The following is a 17,450-nucleotide window of genomic DNA, read 5'->3' as shown; positions in this document are numbered from 1 at the left end:
GAATCCGATAAATTGATCCAACAGATTGTTCGAGTATAAATAATCGATAAAATCGATTTGTTCAGATCTGACTACAGCAGGCCCCGGCCAGCCGATTGCGCAATGGGATGTCGCGCATGAGCTAACATTTGTGCGATCTGACCGGTCCCACCGAACTCCCAAGGCCAGTCGCGAACGAGGTCCGTAGCGCGCCTACCCCACCCGCGCCGCGCGCCGCAGGGCCTGCGGCGGCTGGCCGAAGGCGCGGATGAAGGCGCGCCGCATTCGCTCGGGATCGCGGAATCCAGTCGTCTCCGCAACGAGCTCGATCGCCTCGCGCGAGGACTGAACGCGCTCGCGCGCAACTTCCAGCCGCAGGCGCTCGATCGCCTTGGATGGCGTCGTGCCGGTCTCGGCGGCAAAGGCACGGGCAAAATGCCGCGCGCTCATGCCGGCGCGATCGGCGAGATCTTCCACCGTCAGCGGCGCGTCGAGATTTTCACGCGCCCAGGACAGCAGTGCGCCGAACCGCCCGTTCGGCGTCTTCAGTTCCAGCAGCGAGGAGAATTGCGACTGGCCGCCGCTGCGGCGGTGATAGAGCACGAGCTGGCGTGCGGTCTGTCGTGCGATCTCCTCGCCGTGGTCCTCGGTGATCATCGCGAGCGCGAGATCGATGCCCGCGGAGATGCCTGCCGAGGTCCAGACATTGTCGTCCCGCGTGAAGATCTGGTCCGGTTCGAATTTCACCTTGGGAAAGCGCGCGACGAAATCGCGCGTCCGCCCCCAATGCGTGGTGGCGCGGCGGCCATCGAGAAGTCCCGCTTCGGCGAGCACATAGGCGCCGGAGCAAACGCTCGCGACCCGAACGCCGCGCTTTGCCAGCCGCTGCAGGAAGGCCCGCGTGACCTCGCAGCGCGCGGCGTCGGCTACGCCCACGCCGCCGGCCACGACCAGCGTCGTGATCGCGTTCGCCGCCTTGAAGTCGCGCGCCATCATCTCGACCCCGGATGAGCTGCGCACGAGCCCCGGCTTGACTGCCAGCACGCGGATAGCCGGCGTCTTGCCGGTACATCGCGCTGCGATCTCGAACGCCGAGATCGGGCCTGCCGCATCGAGCAGCTGGAAATCCGGGAAGATCAGGATGCCGATCATGGGCCAACTCCTATCGAAATGTCCGAAAGTGAGGGAATTATGCCATTTCGGACGAGAGGGCATCATGACATCGTGCCGGCGTCAAGCTCGCAATTGGAGGATCTGCCGATGTCGTCACCGCTCCAGATTGGTCTCTTGGTGTTTCCGCGCGTCACCCAGCTGGACTTCACCGGTCCCCTGCAGGTGTTCGCCATGGTCCCCGGCGTAAAACTGCACCTGATCTGGAAGCGGATCGAACCGGTGCCGAGCGATTCCGTGATGACGCTGACGCCGACCACGACGTTTGCGGACTGCCCTCAACTCGACGTGATCTGCGTGCCCGGCGGCGGCGGCACCAACGACCTGCTCAACGACGAGGAGGTGCTCGACTTCCTCCGCCGGCAGGCCGACGGCGCCAAATACGTCACCTCGGTCTGCACGGGATCGCTGGCGCTCGGCGCCGCAGGCCTGTTGAAGGGCTACCGCGCCGCCACCCATTGGAGCGCGATGGACATGCTCGCCCAGTTCGGCGCGACGCCGACAAAGACACGCGTCTGCATCGATCGCAACCGCATCACCGGCGGCGGCGTCACCGCCGGCATCGATTTCGCGCTGACGCTGGTATCGATCATGGTCGACCGCACGACGGCGGAAGCGATCCAGCTCCAGATGGAATACAATCCGGCCCCGCCGTTCAATTCCGGCTCGCCGGACACCGCGCCTGCTGAGGTGATGGCGTTGCTGAGGGAGCGCGGCGCGCAGAACCAGGCGCGGCGGCTCGAAGCGGTGAAGCGCGCGGCTGAAAGGGTGATGTAGAGCGGTCTCAGCTCTCGTGCCCCGGACGCAGCGCAGCGCCTCTTCGGCGGCGCGCTGCAGAGCCGGGATCCATGCAACAGCACGCGCGCGGCCTTCTAGGTCCCGGCTCAGCGGCGCAGCGTTACACGCTGCACCGCGTCCGGGACACGCGAGGAGAAGAATGCGCCAAAGAAAAAGGCCGCTCGGTTTCCCAAGCGGCCCTTCCTGTCTTACGGCGGCTGCACATTCACATCGGGCGATTTCGGAGCTTCCAGACCGGGGGCCTATCTCCCGATCGAGTCCTGGTCGGCGGCCGCTGCATCTCGGGACAGTCGCGAACTGTTGCCCGAACCGAACGCGATGGTCTCCCATCACCGTAAGATGGGATCATTGAGCCGCATCGCCCGCGTCAATGCAACGCCGGCGCAAGCGGCATCCCCGCTGTCCCCGTTGTCCACAGCAGCGCAGCGCGGATGCATGTGCATCCGCTTCGAACGATGGCAGTTCGCCGGTGAAAAGGCTAGCTGGGCGTCCAGGGCTGGTAGTCGCCGGTCGCCTTCGGACGCCGCCCGCTGGCAAGCGTCGAGCCGGAGGGACGATACGCCTTCGCCGTGCCGGTGAGGTTCGGCTGGTGCGGCTTTTCCCACTCGCGCGGCTGGTAATTGGCCTCGGTCGGCGGCGCGTCGACGACGTGATGTATCCAGCCATGCCAGGACGGCGGGATCCGGCTCGCTTCCGCGTAGCCGTTATAAATGACCCAGCGGCGCTCGAAACCGAGGGCCGGATCGATCGCCCCGCCGCGGGTGCGGTAGTAACGGTTGCCCTGCTCGTCCTGGCCGACCAGCTCCCCGTACCGCTTGGTCCAGAGCTGGGTGCCAAAAGTCTGGCCATTCCACCAGGTGAAGAACTTGAGGAAGAATTGTTTCATGCGGCAAGGGCCCTGCTTCGTCGGGTCCTGATGCCATCCGGGCGGCGAAATGTCCAGTTCGGCAGGTGCGCGGGTCTCCCTCCGCAATCCGGGTACCGAGCAGGACCTGCCGCAAAGCGGTCGCGATTCATTCATGCCCGGTACAGCGGCCGCGCGTGAGGCTCCATTTGCGCGCAAACCGGCGTGATCCCAAGGAACCCCCGCGCTTTCATAGGGTTTGCTTTCCGGGAAAGGAGTTTAACTATGAACAGTCTGAAAATCTTGAGTGCCGCCGCAGCGGTGGCGCTGGTTCTTCCCTTTGCGACACCGAGCTTTGCCCAGCGTCCCGGAGTGGGCGGAGGCGGGGGCGGTGGCGCCCATGTCGGCGGCGGTGGCGGCGGCTTCGGTGGCGGCGCGCGCATGGGTGGCGGCGGCGGTGGCGGCGGCGCTGCGTTCCGTGGCGGTGGCGGCAATTTCGGCGCCGGTGCCGCGGTACGTCCGAGCGGAGGCGGCTTCGCGGCCGGGGCTGCGATGCGTCCGAGCGGCGGCGGCTTCGCGGCCCGCACTGCGATGCGTCCGAGCGGCGGCAGCTTCGTAGCCGGCGCAACGCCCCGGCAGGCCTTCGGTGGCACCCGTAGCGTCGCAACCGCGGGCAACTGGCACGGCGGAAGCAACTGGAGCGGCCGTCACTGGCATCATCGTCGCGGCGGCTTCTGGCCGGGCTTCGCGACCGGCGCCGCAATCGGCGGCCTCGGCTCGTACGCCTATTACGGCGGCTACGGCGGCGGCTACGGCTATTACGATGATCCCTACTATTACGGCAGCTATTATGATGAACCGTCGGTTGCGGTGGTGCAGGACGGCGGCGGCGATTCCGCGGCCTATTGCGCGCAGCGCTTCAAATCGTACGACCCGGCTTCCGGAACCTATCTCGGTTACGACGGCCGGCGGCATCCCTGCCCGTAAGCAGACCGCCAAGGCGTGAGATTGAAGGCGCCGCAGCGATGCGGCGCCTTTCTCGCGGCCGGCGTATCCTCTCACCCGCTTCGATTTCCGTCCTGCTCGCCCGCCCGGGGACACCGACGGTCAGAGGCAAGCGGACCTATATGCACTGCGCCGTGCATATCCCTGGGGTCCAATCCAAAATTGACCGGACACACGATTCGCGGATATCACCAAATGCAGTGGGGACTTCGATCACCTGGGAAGTGTCATGCCGCGCATTCTCGTGGTTGATGACGATCCGATGGTCGGCGCGACCATCGAGGTCCTCCTGCAACGTCAGGGCTTCGACGTCACGCTGGCCGACGGCGGCGAAACAGGACTGGCTGCGCTGGAATCGCAGGCCTTCGACGTGATGCTGGTTGACATCTTCATGCCGCATATGCGCGGCTTCGAATCCATCCGCATCTTTCACGAGCGCGCGCCGACCACTCCGCTGATCGCGATGTCGGGCTACGCCTTCGCCTCATCCGCCTCGCCCTCTCCCGATTTTCTCCGCATGGCGCTGGAGCTTGGCGCAACGCGCTGCCTGCGCAAGCCGTTCACGCCGGAAGCGCTGATGACCACGATCCGGGAATGCCTCGCCGGCGCGGGCGAGAGCGCGCAGCCGAAGGACAAGAAAGAAGCCCCTTGATTCCAACGCAGCGCGTCATTTTCGGTGTTGGACTTGCCATCCTCCTGATCATCGCCGCGGCCTCGATCGCCCTCGACGTCAAGTCGCGTTCCGACGCGGCATGGGTCAACCATACCGTCCAGGTCCAGAAGAAGATCTCCGATCTGCGCGTGCTGCTGCGCCGTGCCGAGAGCGCTGCGCGCGGCTACGAGCTCTATCGCACGCCGGGCTTCCGCGATGAGTTCCGGGCGGTGCAAGCCAGCATCGCGCCGGCCCTCGCCGACCTCAAGCGCGACGTGCGCGACAGTCCCGATCAGGTCGCGCTGCTGGAGGGCACCGAGCCGCTGGCGCTGCGCCGGATGGAGATCGCCGCCACAGCGATGCGCCTCCGTGCCGAGAACGACCAGGCCGGTATTGCCGCGCTCAACAGCAAGGCCGAGGGCCGCGGCCTCATGGACACGGTGATGGCCAATCTCGACCATCTGAGCGCCGAGGAAGAGCGCCTGCTCGCCGAGCGATCCCGGGATTCGCGCCGCACAGGCATCGCACTGCTCGGTATCGACGTCGCCGGCGCCGTGCTGATCCTGCTCCTGGTCGCGCTGGTGATGCGCGAAAGCCGGCGCGCCACGGGTGAGCTCCAGAGCTCGCTCGAGCAAACACAGGCCGCCAAGGCGGCGCTCGAGGAAGCGGTGGCGGAGCGGACCGAGCACCTGGTCACCGCACATGACGAGCTGCGCCTGTCCGTCAACGTGCTCCAGAGCACGTTTCGCAGCATGGCGGAGGCGGTGCTGGTCATCGACGCCGAGGGCAATGTCCTTCTGTCCAATCCGGCCGCCGAGCGCATGCTGTTGCATCGCGCCGGCATGAATTTGGGCAATCTGCGCGCGCTGTCCGATGTGTTTCACGGCGACGGCGTCACGCCGCTCGAGGCCGACGAGCTGCCATCGGCGCGCGTGCTGCGCGGCGAGCAGTTCGAAGAGCTGGAGATGATCGTCCGCCCGCACAGCGGCAATCCTCCCCGCCATCTCATGATCAGCGGCCGGCCGATGCGGGACGGGCAAGGCAATGTCTCGGGCGCGGTGCTGGTCTATCACGATGCCACCACCTCGCGCGAGACCGAGCGGCAGCTGCACCAGTCACAGAAGCTGGATGCGATCGGCAAGCTGACCGGCGGCGTCGCGCACGACTTCAACAACATGCTGACCGTCATCTCCGGCAACACCGAGACCCTGGTGGAGAGCCTGAAGGACCAGCCCGAGCTTCAGCGCACGGCACGGCTGATCGACGACGCCGCCGAGCGCTGCGCCGAGCTGATCCAGCATCTGCTGGCGTTTGCGCGCCGGCAGCCGCTCGAGCCGCGCAACGTCGAGATCAACGCCGCGATAGCGGACATCGCAAAGCTTCTGCGCCCCACCCTCGGCGAGCAGATCCAGATCGAGACCGTGCTGGAACAGGGGCCGATGACGACGCATATCGATCCGTCCAGGCTGACCAATGCGGTGCTCAACATGGCGATCAACGCCCGCGACGCCATGCCGAACGGCGGCAAGCTGCTGCTGGAAACGCACCGCGTCGTGCTGGACGAGGCCTATGCGCAAGCCAATGCCGACGTGGCGCCCGGCCCCTATATCATGCTCGCGGTCAGCGATACCGGCACCGGCATGTCGGTGGAGATTCAGCAGAAGGCGTTCGAACCCTTCTTCACCACCAAGGAGGTCGGCAAGGGATCCGGCCTCGGCCTCTCCATGGTCTACGGCTTCGTCAAGCAATCCGGCGGCCACATCAAGATCTACAGCGAGGAAGGCCACGGCACCACGATCAAGCTCTATCTGCCGCCGGGCGAAGGCACGGCGGAGGTGGCAGCCAGCATCGCGCCGCAGGCCGAAGGCGGCGCCGAGACCATCTTCGTGGTCGAGGACGACCCGCTGGTGCGCAACTTCGTCACCACCCAGCTCCAGAGCCTCGGCTACAAGACGGTGGCCGCGCCGGACAGCAAAGCCGCGCTGGAATTGATCGGGGCCGGCCAGAAGTTCGATCTCCTGTTTACCGACGTCGTCATCCCCGGCGGCATGAGCGGCCGCGAGCTCGCCGAAGAAGTAGCCAGGCGCCGGCCGGGCGTGAAGGTGCTCTACACCTCCGGCTACACCGACAACGCGATCATCCATCAAGGAAAGCTCGACGACGGCGTCATGCTGCTGACCAAGCCCTACCGCCGCAACCAGCTCGCCGAGATGATCCGGAAGGCGCTGGGCGGCGGGGCGGAAGCATGATCCGGAAAAGTGTGCAGCGGTTTTCCGACAAGATCATGCTCAAACAAGAAGGCTAGCGCGTCGCCAGCACCACGGCGGCGAGCGTGAAGATCAGCGCCGCGATCTGCCCTGCCCCGAGCGGCTCGCCCAGCGCGATCGCCGAGGCGACGACGCCGATGACAGGCACCGCCATGGTCCCGATCGCGGCGACCGAGGCCGGCAGGCGCGACAGCGCCGCGAACCAGCTGACATAGGCGATGCAGAACTGCACCACGGTCGAATAGACCAGCAGCCACCAGCCGAGCGGCGTCACCTTCGACAGATGCGTGGTCTCGACCAGCAGGCCGACGATCGAGATCGGCAGGCAGCCGATCCCGATCTGCCAGGCCGCAGCCGTGATCGGCGGCAGATGGATCGGGTACTTCTTCGAGAACACCGTGCCGACGGCGAAGCCGAACGCGCCGGCGAGTGCCATGATGATTCCCGGCGCTTTCTCCGCGCTCGCAGCGATGCCGTTGCCGCCCATGATCGTGGCAAGGCCGGCAAAGGCCATCACCAGCCCCAGCGTGCGCAAGACCGTCGGCCGTTCGCCCAGCACCGGCCAGGCGATGATCGACGCCCAGACCGGCATGGTGTAGGCGATCAGCGCCGCCTCGCTCGCCGGCAGCCAGAGCAGCGCCAGCCCCATCAGCACCATCCAGCCGGTGACGTTGAGTACGGCCGCGGTCAGGAGACGCGGCCAGATCGCGCCCTCCACCCGCAGGCTTTGCCGGCGCATGATCGCGAGCAGCGCCAGCAGCACCGCCCCGAGCACGCCGGTCACCCCGCGCAGGGTCAGCGGCGGCAGCTCGGCCAGCAGGAATTTCGTCACCGGCCAGTTGAAGCCCCAGCCGATCGAGGTGATCGCGAGGAACATCAGGCCGGCCGGGGCGATGCGCGGTCGCGCATCCCGGCGGGTCGAATCATGCATGTGGGCAGTCCGGCAAAATCTTGCGGTCAGCTTGGCCCGGATTCGCAGGCCGAACCACCGCCCCGGCGGGCATGCCTGCCCTCACCTTCCGTAGGGCTACGTGAGTCCCCCCGGGGCAATCCCGGTCATGAAAAATATACCTGCCCTGTGAACAGCGGGATGAAGCCTCCGCGGCATCACCGGATGCGAATTTTTTCGGTTGGGAATCCCTGAGGACTCACTGATACTTGGCTCCACAACAGGCGCGGCGAAGACCCCTGTTATCCCCCACAATCCACCATATTTAGTATTTGATTCAGGAACTCGCACTAGTTCTTGACGGGCGCAACGGAGAGTCCTAGCTTTCGGTCCGTTCGGCGCGAGTGAGTTTGCGTCCCGCCGGCACTCCCCCAAAGGGTCTCGCAAATCTCAGCTCCGCCGGCCAGCCAAAGGCAGCGGCATGAGGGCTCGTCTGCCCTCGACATGCGGACTCCCGGGGGCGCCAGAACGGGCCGGCAACAGGCTCGGAAGGCAGACTTCACGGCGGTTTCGAAGTGACACCTGCGTGAAGTGAGAGAAGTTGCGGCGTTGTGGGGCGTTGAACGCATGTCGCGCACATCCCCTTGGGGGCGGATGGGCGTGGACGTGCCGGCGGGATGATCGATGCACGCATCGACGTCGCGCCGGGAAAAAACAGGGCCGGATCCACCGGCTGAACTGCGGTGCGCGAAGGCCGGACGGCCGGAAGGCGCCGCGAAACGAAATGTCGACCCGGCACGCCCTCAACGGGGGGGCGGGACCGGTCAAAGATTAAGGACGGGGCAAGACCATGCGGATAGAGCGGCGCCACACCACTTCGGGACAGTCACCTTATGCGGGAATCGAATTCCGCCTGACCACGTCGGAGATTCGCAATCCCGACGGCTCGGTCGTGTTCAAGCTGGAGAATGTCGAGGTGCCGGCCGAGTGGTCGCAGGTCGCCTCCGACGTGCTCGCCCAGAAATATTTCCGCAAAGCCGGCGTTGCCGCCCGCCTGAAGAAGGTCGAGGAGGAATCCGTCCCCTCCTTCCTGTGGCGCTCCGTGCCCGACACCGATGCCCTCAGCCAACTCCCCGAGAAGGAGCGCTATGTCAGCGAGCTCAGCGCCAAGCAGGTGTTCGACCGCCTCGCCGGCTGCTGGACCTATTGGGGCTGGAAGGGCAAGTATTTCTCCTCCGACGAGGATGCCCAGACCTTCTACGACGAGCTCCGCTACATGCTCGCCAGGCAGATGGTCGCGCCGAACTCGCCGCAATGGTTCAACACCGGCCTGCACTGGGCCTACGGCATCGACGGCCCCGGCCAGGGCCACTATTACGTCGATCCCTTCACCGGCAAGCTGACCAAGTCGAAGTCCGCCTACGAGCATCCGCAGCCGCACGCCTGCTTCATCCAGGGCGTCGGTGACGACCTCGTCAACGAAGGCGGCATCATGGACCTCTGGGTCCGCGAGGCGCGCCTGTTCAAATACGGCTCCGGCACCGGCTCCAACTTCTCGCGCCTGCGCGGCGAAGGCGAAAAGCTCTCCGGCGGCGGCCGCTCAAGCGGCCTGATGAGCTTCCTCAAGATCGGCGACCGCGCGGCGGGCGCGATCAAGAGCGGAGGCACCACGCGCCGCGCCGCCAAGATGGTGGTCGTCGACGTCGATCACCCCGACATCGAGACCTATATCGACTGGAAGGTGAAGGAGGAGCAGAAGGTCGCCGCCCTCGTCACGGGATCCAAGATCAACCAGAAGCACCTGAAGGCGGTGCTGAAGGCCTGCGTGAACTGCGAAGGCTCGGGCGACGACTGCTTCGACCCTGAGAAGAACCCTGCCCTGCGCCGCGAGATCAAGCTCGCCCGCCGCAGCCTCGTGCCCGACAATTACATCAAGCGCGTCATCCAGTTCGCCAAGCAGGGCTACAAGGACATCCAGTTCGACACCTACGACACCGACTGGGATAGCGAAGCCTATCTCACGGTCTCCGGCCAGAACTCCAACAACTCGGTCTCGCTGCGGGACGACTTCCTGCGCGCGGTCGAAACCGACGGCGACTGGAATCTCACCGCCCGCACCTCCAAGAAGGTGACGAAGACGCTGAAGGCGCGCGACCTCTGGGAGAAGATCGGTTACGCCGCCTGGGCCTCGGCCGATCCGGGCCTGCACTTCAACACCACGATGAACGACTGGCACACCTGCAAGGCGTCCGGCGACATCCGCGCGTCCAATCCGTGCTCGGAATACATGTTCCTGGACGACACGGCGTGCAACCTCGCCTCGGCGAACCTGCTGACGTTCTACAACACCGAGACCAAGCGTTTCGACGTCGAGGGCTACGAGCATCTCTGCCGGCTCTGGACCATCGTGCTCGAAATCTCCGTGATGATGGCGCAGTTCCCGTCCAAGGCGATCGCCGAGCTCTCCTACGAGTTCCGCACGCTCGGCCTCGGCTACGCCAACATCGGCGGCCTCCTGATGACCATGGGCCTGCCCTATGACTCGAAGGAAGGCCGTGCAATCGCCGGCGCGCTGACCGCGATCATGACCGGCATCACCTACAAGACCTCGGCGGAGATGGCCGCCGAGCTCGGCACCTTCCCCGGCTACAAGAAGAACGCGGCGCACATGCTGCGCGTGATCCGCAACCACCGCCGCGCCGCCCATGGCCAGTCCAACGGCTACGAGGCGCTCAGCGTCAACCCGGTGCCGATGGACCTGGTCTCCTGCCCGCAAGGAGACCTCGTCAGCCACGCCCAGGCGGCCTGGGATGCGGCGCTCGAGCTCGGCGAGAAGCACGGCTATCGCAACGCCCAGACCACGGTGATCGCGCCGACCGGCACGATCGGCCTCGTCATGGATTGCGACACCACCGGCATCGAGCCCGACTTCGCGCTGGTGAAGTTCAAGAAGCTCGCCGGCGGCGGCTACTTCAAGATCATCAACCGCGCCGTCCCCGCGGCGCTGCGCGCGCTCGGCTATCGCGAGAGCGAGATCGCGGAGATCGAGGCCTACGCCGTCGGCCACGGCTCGCTGGCGAATGCCCCCGGCATCAACGTCACCACGCTGAAGTCCAAGGGCTTCACCGACGAGGCGATCGCCAAGGTCGAAAAGGCGCTGCCGACCGCCTTCGACATCAAGTTCGCCTTCAACAAATGGACCTTCGGCGAAGACTTCATCCGCGACCAGCTCGGCATCGGCGCCGAGGCGATCGCGGCCCCCGGCTTCGACCTGCTCCAGGCCGTCGGCTTCACCAAGCGCGAGATCGAGGCGGCCAACGTCCACATCTGCGGCGCGATGACGGTGGAAGGTGCCCCGCACCTTAGGCCTGAGCACTATCCGGTGTTCGACTGCGCCAATCCCTGCGGCAAGATCGGCAAGCGCTATCTGTCGGTCGAGAGCCACATCCGCATGATGGCGGCGGCGCAGCCCTTCATCTCGGGCGCGATCTCCAAGACGATCAACATGCCGAACGACGCCACGGTGGAGGACTGCAAGTCCGCCTACATGCTGTCGTGGAAATTGGCCCTGAAGGCCAACGCGCTCTATCGCGACGGCTCCAAGCTCTCCCAGCCGCTCAACTCGCAGCTCATCAGCGACGATGAGGACGAGGACGATGCGGTCGAGACCCTCTACGAGAAGCCGATGGCGGCGCGCGCGGCCCAGGTCTCGGAGAAGATCGTCGAGAAGCTGGTCGAGCGCATCATCGTGATGCGCGAGCGCGAGAAGATGCCGGACCGCCGCAAGGGCTACACCCAGAAGGCGGTCGTCGGCGGCCACAAGGTGTACTTGCGCACCGGCGAATATGACGACGGCCGTCTCGGCGAGATCTTCATCGACATGCACAAGGAAGGCGCGGCGCTCCGCTCCTTCATCAACAACTTCGCCATCGCGGTGTCGCTCGGCCTGCAATACGGCGTGCCGCTCGACGAATATGTCGACGCCTTCACCTTCACCCGCTTCGAGCCGGCGGGCCCCGTGCAGGGCAACGACAGCATCAAGTACGCGACCTCGATCCTCGACTACGTCTTCCGCGAGCTGGCGGTGAGCTACCTCAGTCGCTTCGACCTCGCCCACGTCGATCCCAACGAGACGGGTTTCGACGCGCTCGGCAAGGGCGTCGAGGAAGGCAAGGAGCCGGACGAGGGCGGCGGCCACCACGCGACCAAGCTGGTCTCGCGCGGCCTCACCCGCTCCCGCACCGACAACCTGTTCGTGATGCGCGGCGGCTCGACCGCGGTCAGCCAAGGCAACGACAGCGCTCCCTCAGGCGGCAGCAAGGTGACGGCGATGGCCTCGCATGGCGCGAGCGCCCGCGTCGGCGACGCCCTGGAAGGCGCCGTCGCCCTGAAGCAGGAAGTCGCCCACGACCTCTCGCCGACGGAGAAGCTGGAGCAGCTCCAGTGGAGCAAGGCCGGCACTGCGCAAACCCTCGTCCCCACCAAGGCCGAGCGCCGCGCCGAAGCCAAGGCCAAGGGCTACGAAGGCGAGATGTGCTCGGAGTGCGGCAACTTCACGCTGGTGCGGAATGGCACGTGCATGAAGTGCGATACGTGCGGCAGCACGACGGGGTGTAGCTAACTTTCAACCAGAAACGTTGCGGGCGGAAGGATCACTGCGGCCATGGGTAAAGTTGGTCCGCTAATCGGGGTAAAGTAGGTCCCCTATTTCAGAGACAAACAAAACCCCGCCGGCGACGGCGGGGTTCTCATTTCTACCGGACCTTTGTCCGATTTACCTCAATGAGCCGTCATCCAGGTTGGCGATCGGATCTTCGGCTATGGGCCAACAGGAGACATCCCCCGCTTGGCCTGATATGCAAGAGGCTGCGAACCAAGGTGGCCTTCGCTAACGGAATAAGCACTCATGTTTGCGGTGTTCGTGATTACTGTGCTGCTTGCTGTGCTCTGGACACCGTCGTGGATTGTCTTGCATCGCAATCGTGTTGTCTTTGGCGAAGGATGGAGAGCGGTTTGGCGCATTTGGATTGCGCAGGTGTTCATCGCCACCGCGCTTATCTTCCTGACAGATAGCGCAGGCTTGCTTAATCCGGCAGGCTACACGCTCGGAATCTGTTTCTTGGTCGGATTGGTAGGTGCTTTTGTCCTCCATCGCTCTAAAACAAACTGGCCACGTCAACATCGAGCTAACCTCGGAAACAGGTCCGCATAAGGCAACCAGCGGGGGGCTCGTCCGATGTCTCCTCAGGGTCAGAAGCGCCGGTTTGAACGGCGCCGCGTCACTTCCGGTGTGCCCCGATCAGCTGACCCTACTTGGCCTGGGCCAAAACCGCACTTCGCCATCGGGCCAGAAGCGGAAGTCGCAGTCCCTGGCTTCGGTCATGCTGAAAGGGCTAGTCATCGTGTCGTGGCTGGGATGCAGCCTGTCTCTTTGTGCGGTTCAACACGAGGCCCCAAACATGACCGAGCAGTAGTCCGGGTAACCAACCGGCGCCGAAGCCAACGAATCCCGTCAGAATAAAAAGGATAGCGTAGGTGATGGTGAACCACGTCGGGGGCGTCAAGAACCGCGCGGGCAACAAGAGAGCTAAAAAAAACAGTGCACTGATTATCTGCGGCCCAGCGCTTTTACGAAAGTAGAGACCGAAGATCGAGCCGCCGATGAGACCGACAAGAAACCAGACCTGTATCTGAGGCTGACGGGCGTATTCTGAAATGATCGCCCAAAACTCCGTCATGCGCAGTTCTCGCTTCCAGGCGTAGGGTGAGCAATTGCTGATGCTGCGAGAAATAGCAGAACTGGAAGGCGACGAATGTTGTGCATTGCAGAATTGGGGCTGGCCCGTTCGACTAAATTGGACTGGGTAGGCCTTACCACAAGATCAATCTCTGGTCTGCTATGGGTCAATATGAGACGTGGTATCACCGGGTGCAGCGCCCGAGCAGCGGCTTTAAGGGACGAAGGCATTGTTGTGATTACAAGGATGGCGGCCCACGTTGTTCTCGCTGCGCCTTGTTTCTTGAAAATTCGACATCGCAATAAAAATATCCGCAGCTTACAACTCGGCTAAAGGAATAATAACCGTCGAAAGTTCTGATCATTGCTATCAGCAAGGCTATCGCGACGATCGCCCAAGCAATCTTCGGTATATGCGGAATTACGGTGACAGTGCCCTAAATTCACTCGCTCCGATCTGCGGCTTCGGCTCGCGTTTGGCGGACGGCGTGAATTAAGTGGACTGTCAACGTAGTCGCCGTGATCCAGATTGGTTCCGGCATCGATGCTCATCAATACCCGCCGCCGAATTGCCTTTGCGGTCGAGCCCTTCCCTCCTAAACTCCCAACCCCACCGGCGTCAGTTCCGACCGGCCCGGTAGAAGCGGAGTCGAGTTATGTCCACACCGGAGAGCTTCTCGATCGAGAAGATTTTCGTTCCTACGAAAATGAAGAAGGCTATCAAGCCCGAGATCGTCGCGGAGATCGCTGAAAGCATCCTGGACATCGGGCAACAGGCCCCCATTTCCGTTCGGCTCGACGGAGACCGCCTCGTTCTGGTCGAGGGATTGCATCGGCTCGAAGCCTGCAAGGCGCTCGGCGAGACGACCATTCTCGGCGTCCTGGTCCCGGCGGAGGTTGCTCAGCACAAGCCGCTGCTGTCCGAGCGACCCGAAGTCGAGGCAGAGCGCATCAAGATGGCGCGATTGAAGCAGTTGCGCCTCGAGAAGGAAGCCGCGGAGGCATCGGCGGCGGCCTTGAAGGGCGGTGGCGCGACGGAAGCGCCACGCATCCGTCCGACGAAGGGCATCCGCGACAATCCGAAGGCATCACCGGGCCGGACTGCGAAATCGACGCCGAAAACATTGTCGGACTGGATCACGCAGCAGAAGGGCAGCGGCGGCCGCTACTAATGGCCGGGATGTTGGTTGAACCAAAAGCGCGATTCTTGCCGGCGCGCGATGTCGCTGCTTCAGCATGGGTCACCAGCGCCGGCCCCAGCTCCCGCGCCAGCTGCTTCCCCATCCACCGCCACCGCGGAGCAGCCGGACCAGAAGGAGCAGCAGCACCGCGCCGATGGTGGCGTTGACGATCGCGCTGATGATTCCGCTGCCAAGATGCACTCCGAGCTGAGGCAACAACCAGCTGCCAACAAACGCGCCGAGGATTCCGACGATGATATCACCGACGATCCCAAAGCCGGTGCCACGGACGATCTGGCCCGCAAGCCAGCCGGCGACGAGACCTACAAACAGGATGACCAAAAGATTTTCGCTCGACATGTGCATTTTGCTACCTCAATCGTTTGGTCTGAATGACGATGGGTCTGCGCAAGCCGGTCTGCGGCCGATCTGAATCGCATTGACGCATCGCGCCGTCCGGACAGTTTCCGGTTGGTACGTACGGAGGATAAAGGCGTGGTGCCTGAGCGGCCCCAGCAAGGCGAATACGGATTTTTTATCGCTGCAGGGATTCAGGATCGAAAGTTCGATCCCGCTGCGCACCGGATCATCGGCTCAACAGGTGCAAGCGCCAACGGTTCCTCCGCGCACAACTTATGTTTGAATATGTCGATTGCGTCCAAGCCCGCGCCGGAAACGAGACCGCGAACGCCACGGTTTTTCCGGTTTTGCTGGCGTTTCCGATAGCGACGCACCGGTCCTGATTAAACCAGAAATAGAAATGGAACTTCAGCTGGTCGGGACCGTTTGCTCTCCATGGCTGACCTTCGTCGGCATCAATATTCAAATTGAATTGGAAAAAATCAGATGAAACATACTTTGATGGCTTCTGTCGCCGTCGCGGCCTTGTTTGCAGCGACCGGTCTTGCGATGGCTCAGGGCGGAGCAAAGGGTTCGGAATCCCCCACCGCCGTTTCGCCGAAAGCTGACAGCGCGGCACCGATGAATGCGCCCGCAGCAAAGGGCGCGCCCGATGCAAAGCACCTCGGTGACGCAAAGGCCGATGGCAGGCCGAAGGCCGCGGAAGGAATGGCCCCGCCGACCACGTCGAAGGACGTGAAGAGTTCGTCTTCCGAAACCAAGTCTACCGCCGACAGCAAGACGACTGGCGAGATGAAGGCCGATGGGAAGACAAAGGCGACCGATTCCGCCACCACATCGAAGGACCTGAAGACGCCGACCGCCGATAGCAAGTCTGCCGCGCCCGAGGGCAAGACGACCGGCAATGCCGCTACCACGGCAGTCGCCGCGCCTCCGGCGGAAAAGCGTACCCAGATCACTTCGGCCATCAAGCAGGAGAAGGTCGAGGAAGTCACCAACGTGAACTTCAACGTATCGATCGGCACGGTCGTCCCGACAAGCGTCCGTTATCATGCGTTGCCGAGCCGTATCGTCGAAATCTATCCGGAGTGGCGCGGATACGAGTTCATCCTGGTCAACGGCAGGTACGTCATCCTTCGTCCGCACACCCACGAGATCGTCTATATCATCGAGGGCTAAGCGCCGTCCGACGGCTCACGCACAAACAGAAAGGGCGGCCCATAGCCGCCCTTTCGTCGTTCCGCCCGAGGCGACCGACCAGGCCGCTCTCGCCTCGTCGCGCCGAAGCGATAGCCGCAATCCTTCGACCGCGGCCACCTCTCCTCCCCGATTACGCCAATCCTCTCAAGCCGCCTTCGCCTGCTCCGGCGAGGCCGTCTCCATCGCGCGCATGTAGAGGTCGAGCAGGCTTTCGCGCTCGTCGCGCTCGTTCTTGTCTTCCTTGCGCAGCTTGATGATCTCCCTGAGGATCTTCACATCGAAACCCTCGCCCTTGGCTTCCGCGAAGACTTCCTTCTTCTGTTCGCTCAACTCCTGCATTTCGCTGTCGAGGTTCTCGATCCGCTCGACGAAGGAACGGATCTTGCCGCCGGGAATGGTGATGTCGGACATGGTGCCTCTTTGCTGACTGAGGTCGTGAAAATGACCGCAAAGAAATGACCAATGTGTTAACCTCGCTGCCCGCGCAGTGCCCGCTGAAACGTAGAGGGAACCGTTCCATGGCCGAGCTTCGCTTCGATGACGGTGCCGCCTATGAGCAGATGATGGGCGTCTGGAGCCGTTCGGTCGGCGAGGTCTTTCTCGACTGGCTCAGGCCGGCGCAAGGGCTGCGCTGGATCGACGTCGGCTGCGGCAGCGGCGCCTTCACCGAGCTCATCGTGGCACGCTGCGCCCCCGGCGACGTGCAGGGCATCGATCCCTCGGAGGGACAGCTCGCCTTTGCCCGCACGCGCCCCGGTGCGCGCGGCGCTGTGTTTCAAACGGGCGACGCCATGGCACTGCCCTTTGACGCGGCGAGCTTCGACGTCGCGGTGATGGCACTGGTTCTCGTGTTCGTGCCGGACCCGTCGAAGGGTGTCGCGGAACTGGCGCGGGTCGTCCGTCCCGGCGGCCTGGTTGCGACCTACATGTGGGACATGCTGGGCGGCGGATTTCCGCTCGATCCGATCGTCGACGAGATGCACGCGATGGGGCTGTCGCCGACGCGTCCGCCGCATATGGAAGTGTCCACCCTTGCTGCGCTTCAGGACCTTTGGCGCGCGGCCGGGCTGCAGCAGATCGAGACCCGCGAAATCACCGTGCAGCGCACGTTCCGCGATTTCGACGCGTTCTGGAACGTGGAGACGAAGTCCCCCTCCATCGCACCGGTGATCGCGGCCATGGCGGCGGCCGACGTCGCCGCGCTCATGCAGCGCGTGAGGGCGCATCTCCCCACCGGCACGGACGGCCGCATCACCTGCAGCGCCCGCGCCCACGCGATCAGCGGACGCAAGCCGGGCTGAGGATGCGGGCAAGCAGGAATTCCTGTGACCGCCCGTAGGAAGGCTGGAGCGAAACGATACCCATCAT

Annotated in this window: 16 protein-coding genes; 10 read left to right on the top strand and 6 right to left on the bottom strand. The window is 64.1% G+C overall.

Annotation, left to right across the window (positions count from 1 at the left end):
* Positions 1 to 192: 192 nt before the first annotated feature.
* Positions 193 to 1,131 (bottom strand): GlxA family transcriptional regulator, encoded by a 939-nt coding sequence (locus ABIA42_RS12295; protein WP_271530531.1) that lies wholly within the window; start codon positions 1,129 to 1,131, stop codon positions 193 to 195.
* A gap of 108 nt (positions 1,132 to 1,239) precedes the next feature.
* Here ABIA42_RS12295 and ABIA42_RS12290 point away from each other — a divergent pair, with 108 nt between their 5' ends.
* Complete coding sequence (locus ABIA42_RS12290) at positions 1,240 to 1,926, top strand: DJ-1/PfpI family protein (RefSeq protein WP_370113395.1); 687 nt, start codon at positions 1,240 to 1,242, stop codon at positions 1,924 to 1,926.
* Between the two features lie 499 nt (positions 1,927 to 2,425).
* Here ABIA42_RS12290 and ABIA42_RS12285 read toward each other — a convergent pair whose 3' ends face one another.
* On the bottom strand, positions 2,426 to 2,833 hold the full coding sequence (locus ABIA42_RS12285; protein ID WP_370113396.1) for an NADH:ubiquinone oxidoreductase subunit NDUFA12: 408 nt from the start codon (positions 2,831 to 2,833) through the stop codon (positions 2,426 to 2,428).
* Positions 2,834 to 3,076: 243 nt separating this feature from the next.
* Between ABIA42_RS12285 and ABIA42_RS12280 the strand changes: the two genes are divergently transcribed.
* From ABIA42_RS12280 to ABIA42_RS12270, 3 genes are all read left to right on the top strand, one after another.
* Positions 3,077 to 3,778 carry a BA14K family protein gene (locus tag ABIA42_RS12280; protein WP_370113398.1) on the top strand — a complete coding sequence of 234 codons (702 nt, stop codon included), beginning with the start codon at positions 3,077 to 3,079 and terminating at the stop codon, positions 3,776 to 3,778.
* A gap of 247 nt (positions 3,779 to 4,025) precedes the next feature.
* Complete coding sequence (locus tag ABIA42_RS12275) at positions 4,026 to 4,448, top strand: response regulator (protein WP_028181350.1); 423 nt, start codon at positions 4,026 to 4,028, stop codon at positions 4,446 to 4,448.
* Positions 4,445 to 6,697 carry a CHASE3 domain-containing protein gene (locus ABIA42_RS12270; protein ID WP_370113400.1) on the top strand — a complete coding sequence of 751 codons (2,253 nt, stop codon included), beginning with the start codon at positions 4,445 to 4,447 and terminating at the stop codon, positions 6,695 to 6,697. Before ABIA42_RS12275 ends, ABIA42_RS12270 begins: the two co-directional genes overlap by 4 nt.
* A gap of 52 nt (positions 6,698 to 6,749) precedes the next feature.
* On the opposite strand, the gene ABIA42_RS12265 is transcribed toward ABIA42_RS12270, so the two are convergent.
* On the bottom strand, positions 6,750 to 7,646 hold the full coding sequence (locus ABIA42_RS12265) for a DMT family transporter (RefSeq protein ID WP_370113402.1): 897 nt from the start codon (positions 7,644 to 7,646) through the stop codon (positions 6,750 to 6,752).
* An 808-nt stretch (positions 7,647 to 8,454) separates the two neighbouring features.
* Here ABIA42_RS12265 and ABIA42_RS12260 point away from each other — a divergent pair.
* A complete protein-coding gene (locus ABIA42_RS12260) occupies positions 8,455 to 12,225 on the top strand; it encodes a vitamin B12-dependent ribonucleotide reductase (protein ID WP_370113404.1) in 3,771 nt (1,256 codons plus the stop codon).
* A gap of 285 nt (positions 12,226 to 12,510) precedes the next feature.
* Complete coding sequence (locus ABIA42_RS12255; protein WP_370113406.1) at positions 12,511 to 12,816, top strand: hypothetical protein; 306 nt, start codon at positions 12,511 to 12,513, stop codon at positions 12,814 to 12,816.
* 181 nt (positions 12,817 to 12,997) lie between these two features.
* Here ABIA42_RS12255 and ABIA42_RS12250 read toward each other — a convergent pair whose 3' ends face one another.
* On the bottom strand, positions 12,998 to 13,342 hold the full coding sequence (locus tag ABIA42_RS12250) for a hypothetical protein (RefSeq protein WP_370113408.1): 345 nt from the start codon (positions 13,340 to 13,342) through the stop codon (positions 12,998 to 13,000).
* A gap of 655 nt (positions 13,343 to 13,997) precedes the next feature.
* Here ABIA42_RS12250 and ABIA42_RS12245 point away from each other — a divergent pair.
* Entirely contained in the window at positions 13,998 to 14,513 is a 516-nt protein-coding gene (locus ABIA42_RS12245) for a ParB N-terminal domain-containing protein (protein WP_370113410.1), read from the top strand.
* Between the two features lie 69 nt (positions 14,514 to 14,582).
* Here ABIA42_RS12245 and ABIA42_RS12240 read toward each other — a convergent pair whose 3' ends face one another.
* The gene (locus ABIA42_RS12240) at positions 14,583 to 14,888 is read right to left on the bottom strand and encodes a GlsB/YeaQ/YmgE family stress response membrane protein (protein WP_370113412.1); all 306 of its coding nucleotides are present in this window, start codon (positions 14,886 to 14,888) and stop codon (positions 14,583 to 14,585) included.
* Between the two features lie 286 nt (positions 14,889 to 15,174).
* Here ABIA42_RS12240 and ABIA42_RS12235 point away from each other — a divergent pair, with 286 nt between their 5' ends.
* Together ABIA42_RS12235 and ABIA42_RS12230 are read left to right on the top strand one after the other, a co-directional pair.
* Positions 15,175 to 15,372, top strand: coding sequence for a hypothetical protein (locus ABIA42_RS12235; protein WP_271530520.1), 198 nt, complete (start codon positions 15,175 to 15,177; stop codon positions 15,370 to 15,372).
* Positions 15,369 to 16,061: a DUF1236 domain-containing protein gene (locus ABIA42_RS12230; RefSeq protein ID WP_370113414.1), complete on the top strand. Its 693-nt coding sequence runs from the start codon at positions 15,369 to 15,371 to the stop codon at positions 16,059 to 16,061. Before ABIA42_RS12235 ends, ABIA42_RS12230 begins: the two co-directional genes overlap by 4 nt.
* Positions 16,062 to 16,226: 165 nt before the next feature.
* On the opposite strand, the gene ABIA42_RS12225 is transcribed toward ABIA42_RS12230, so the two are convergent.
* Entirely contained in the window at positions 16,227 to 16,493 is a 267-nt protein-coding gene (locus ABIA42_RS12225; RefSeq protein WP_061027722.1) for a DUF2312 domain-containing protein, read from the bottom strand.
* A 107-nt stretch (positions 16,494 to 16,600) separates the two neighbouring features.
* Here ABIA42_RS12225 and ABIA42_RS12220 point away from each other — a divergent pair, with 107 nt between their 5' ends.
* Positions 16,601 to 17,383, top strand: coding sequence for a class I SAM-dependent methyltransferase (locus ABIA42_RS12220; RefSeq protein WP_370113416.1), 783 nt, complete (start codon positions 16,601 to 16,603; stop codon positions 17,381 to 17,383).
* The last annotated feature ends 67 nt before the right edge of the window (positions 17,384 to 17,450 follow it).

The sequence above is a fragment of the Bradyrhizobium sp. USDA 327 genome, assembly GCF_041262065.1.
GTDB classification, from domain to species: domain Bacteria; phylum Pseudomonadota; class Alphaproteobacteria; order Rhizobiales; family Xanthobacteraceae; genus Bradyrhizobium; species Bradyrhizobium liaoningense.
The sequence above is the reverse complement of the archived record's forward strand: the minus strand, read 5'-3'. Positions and strand labels throughout refer to the sequence as shown.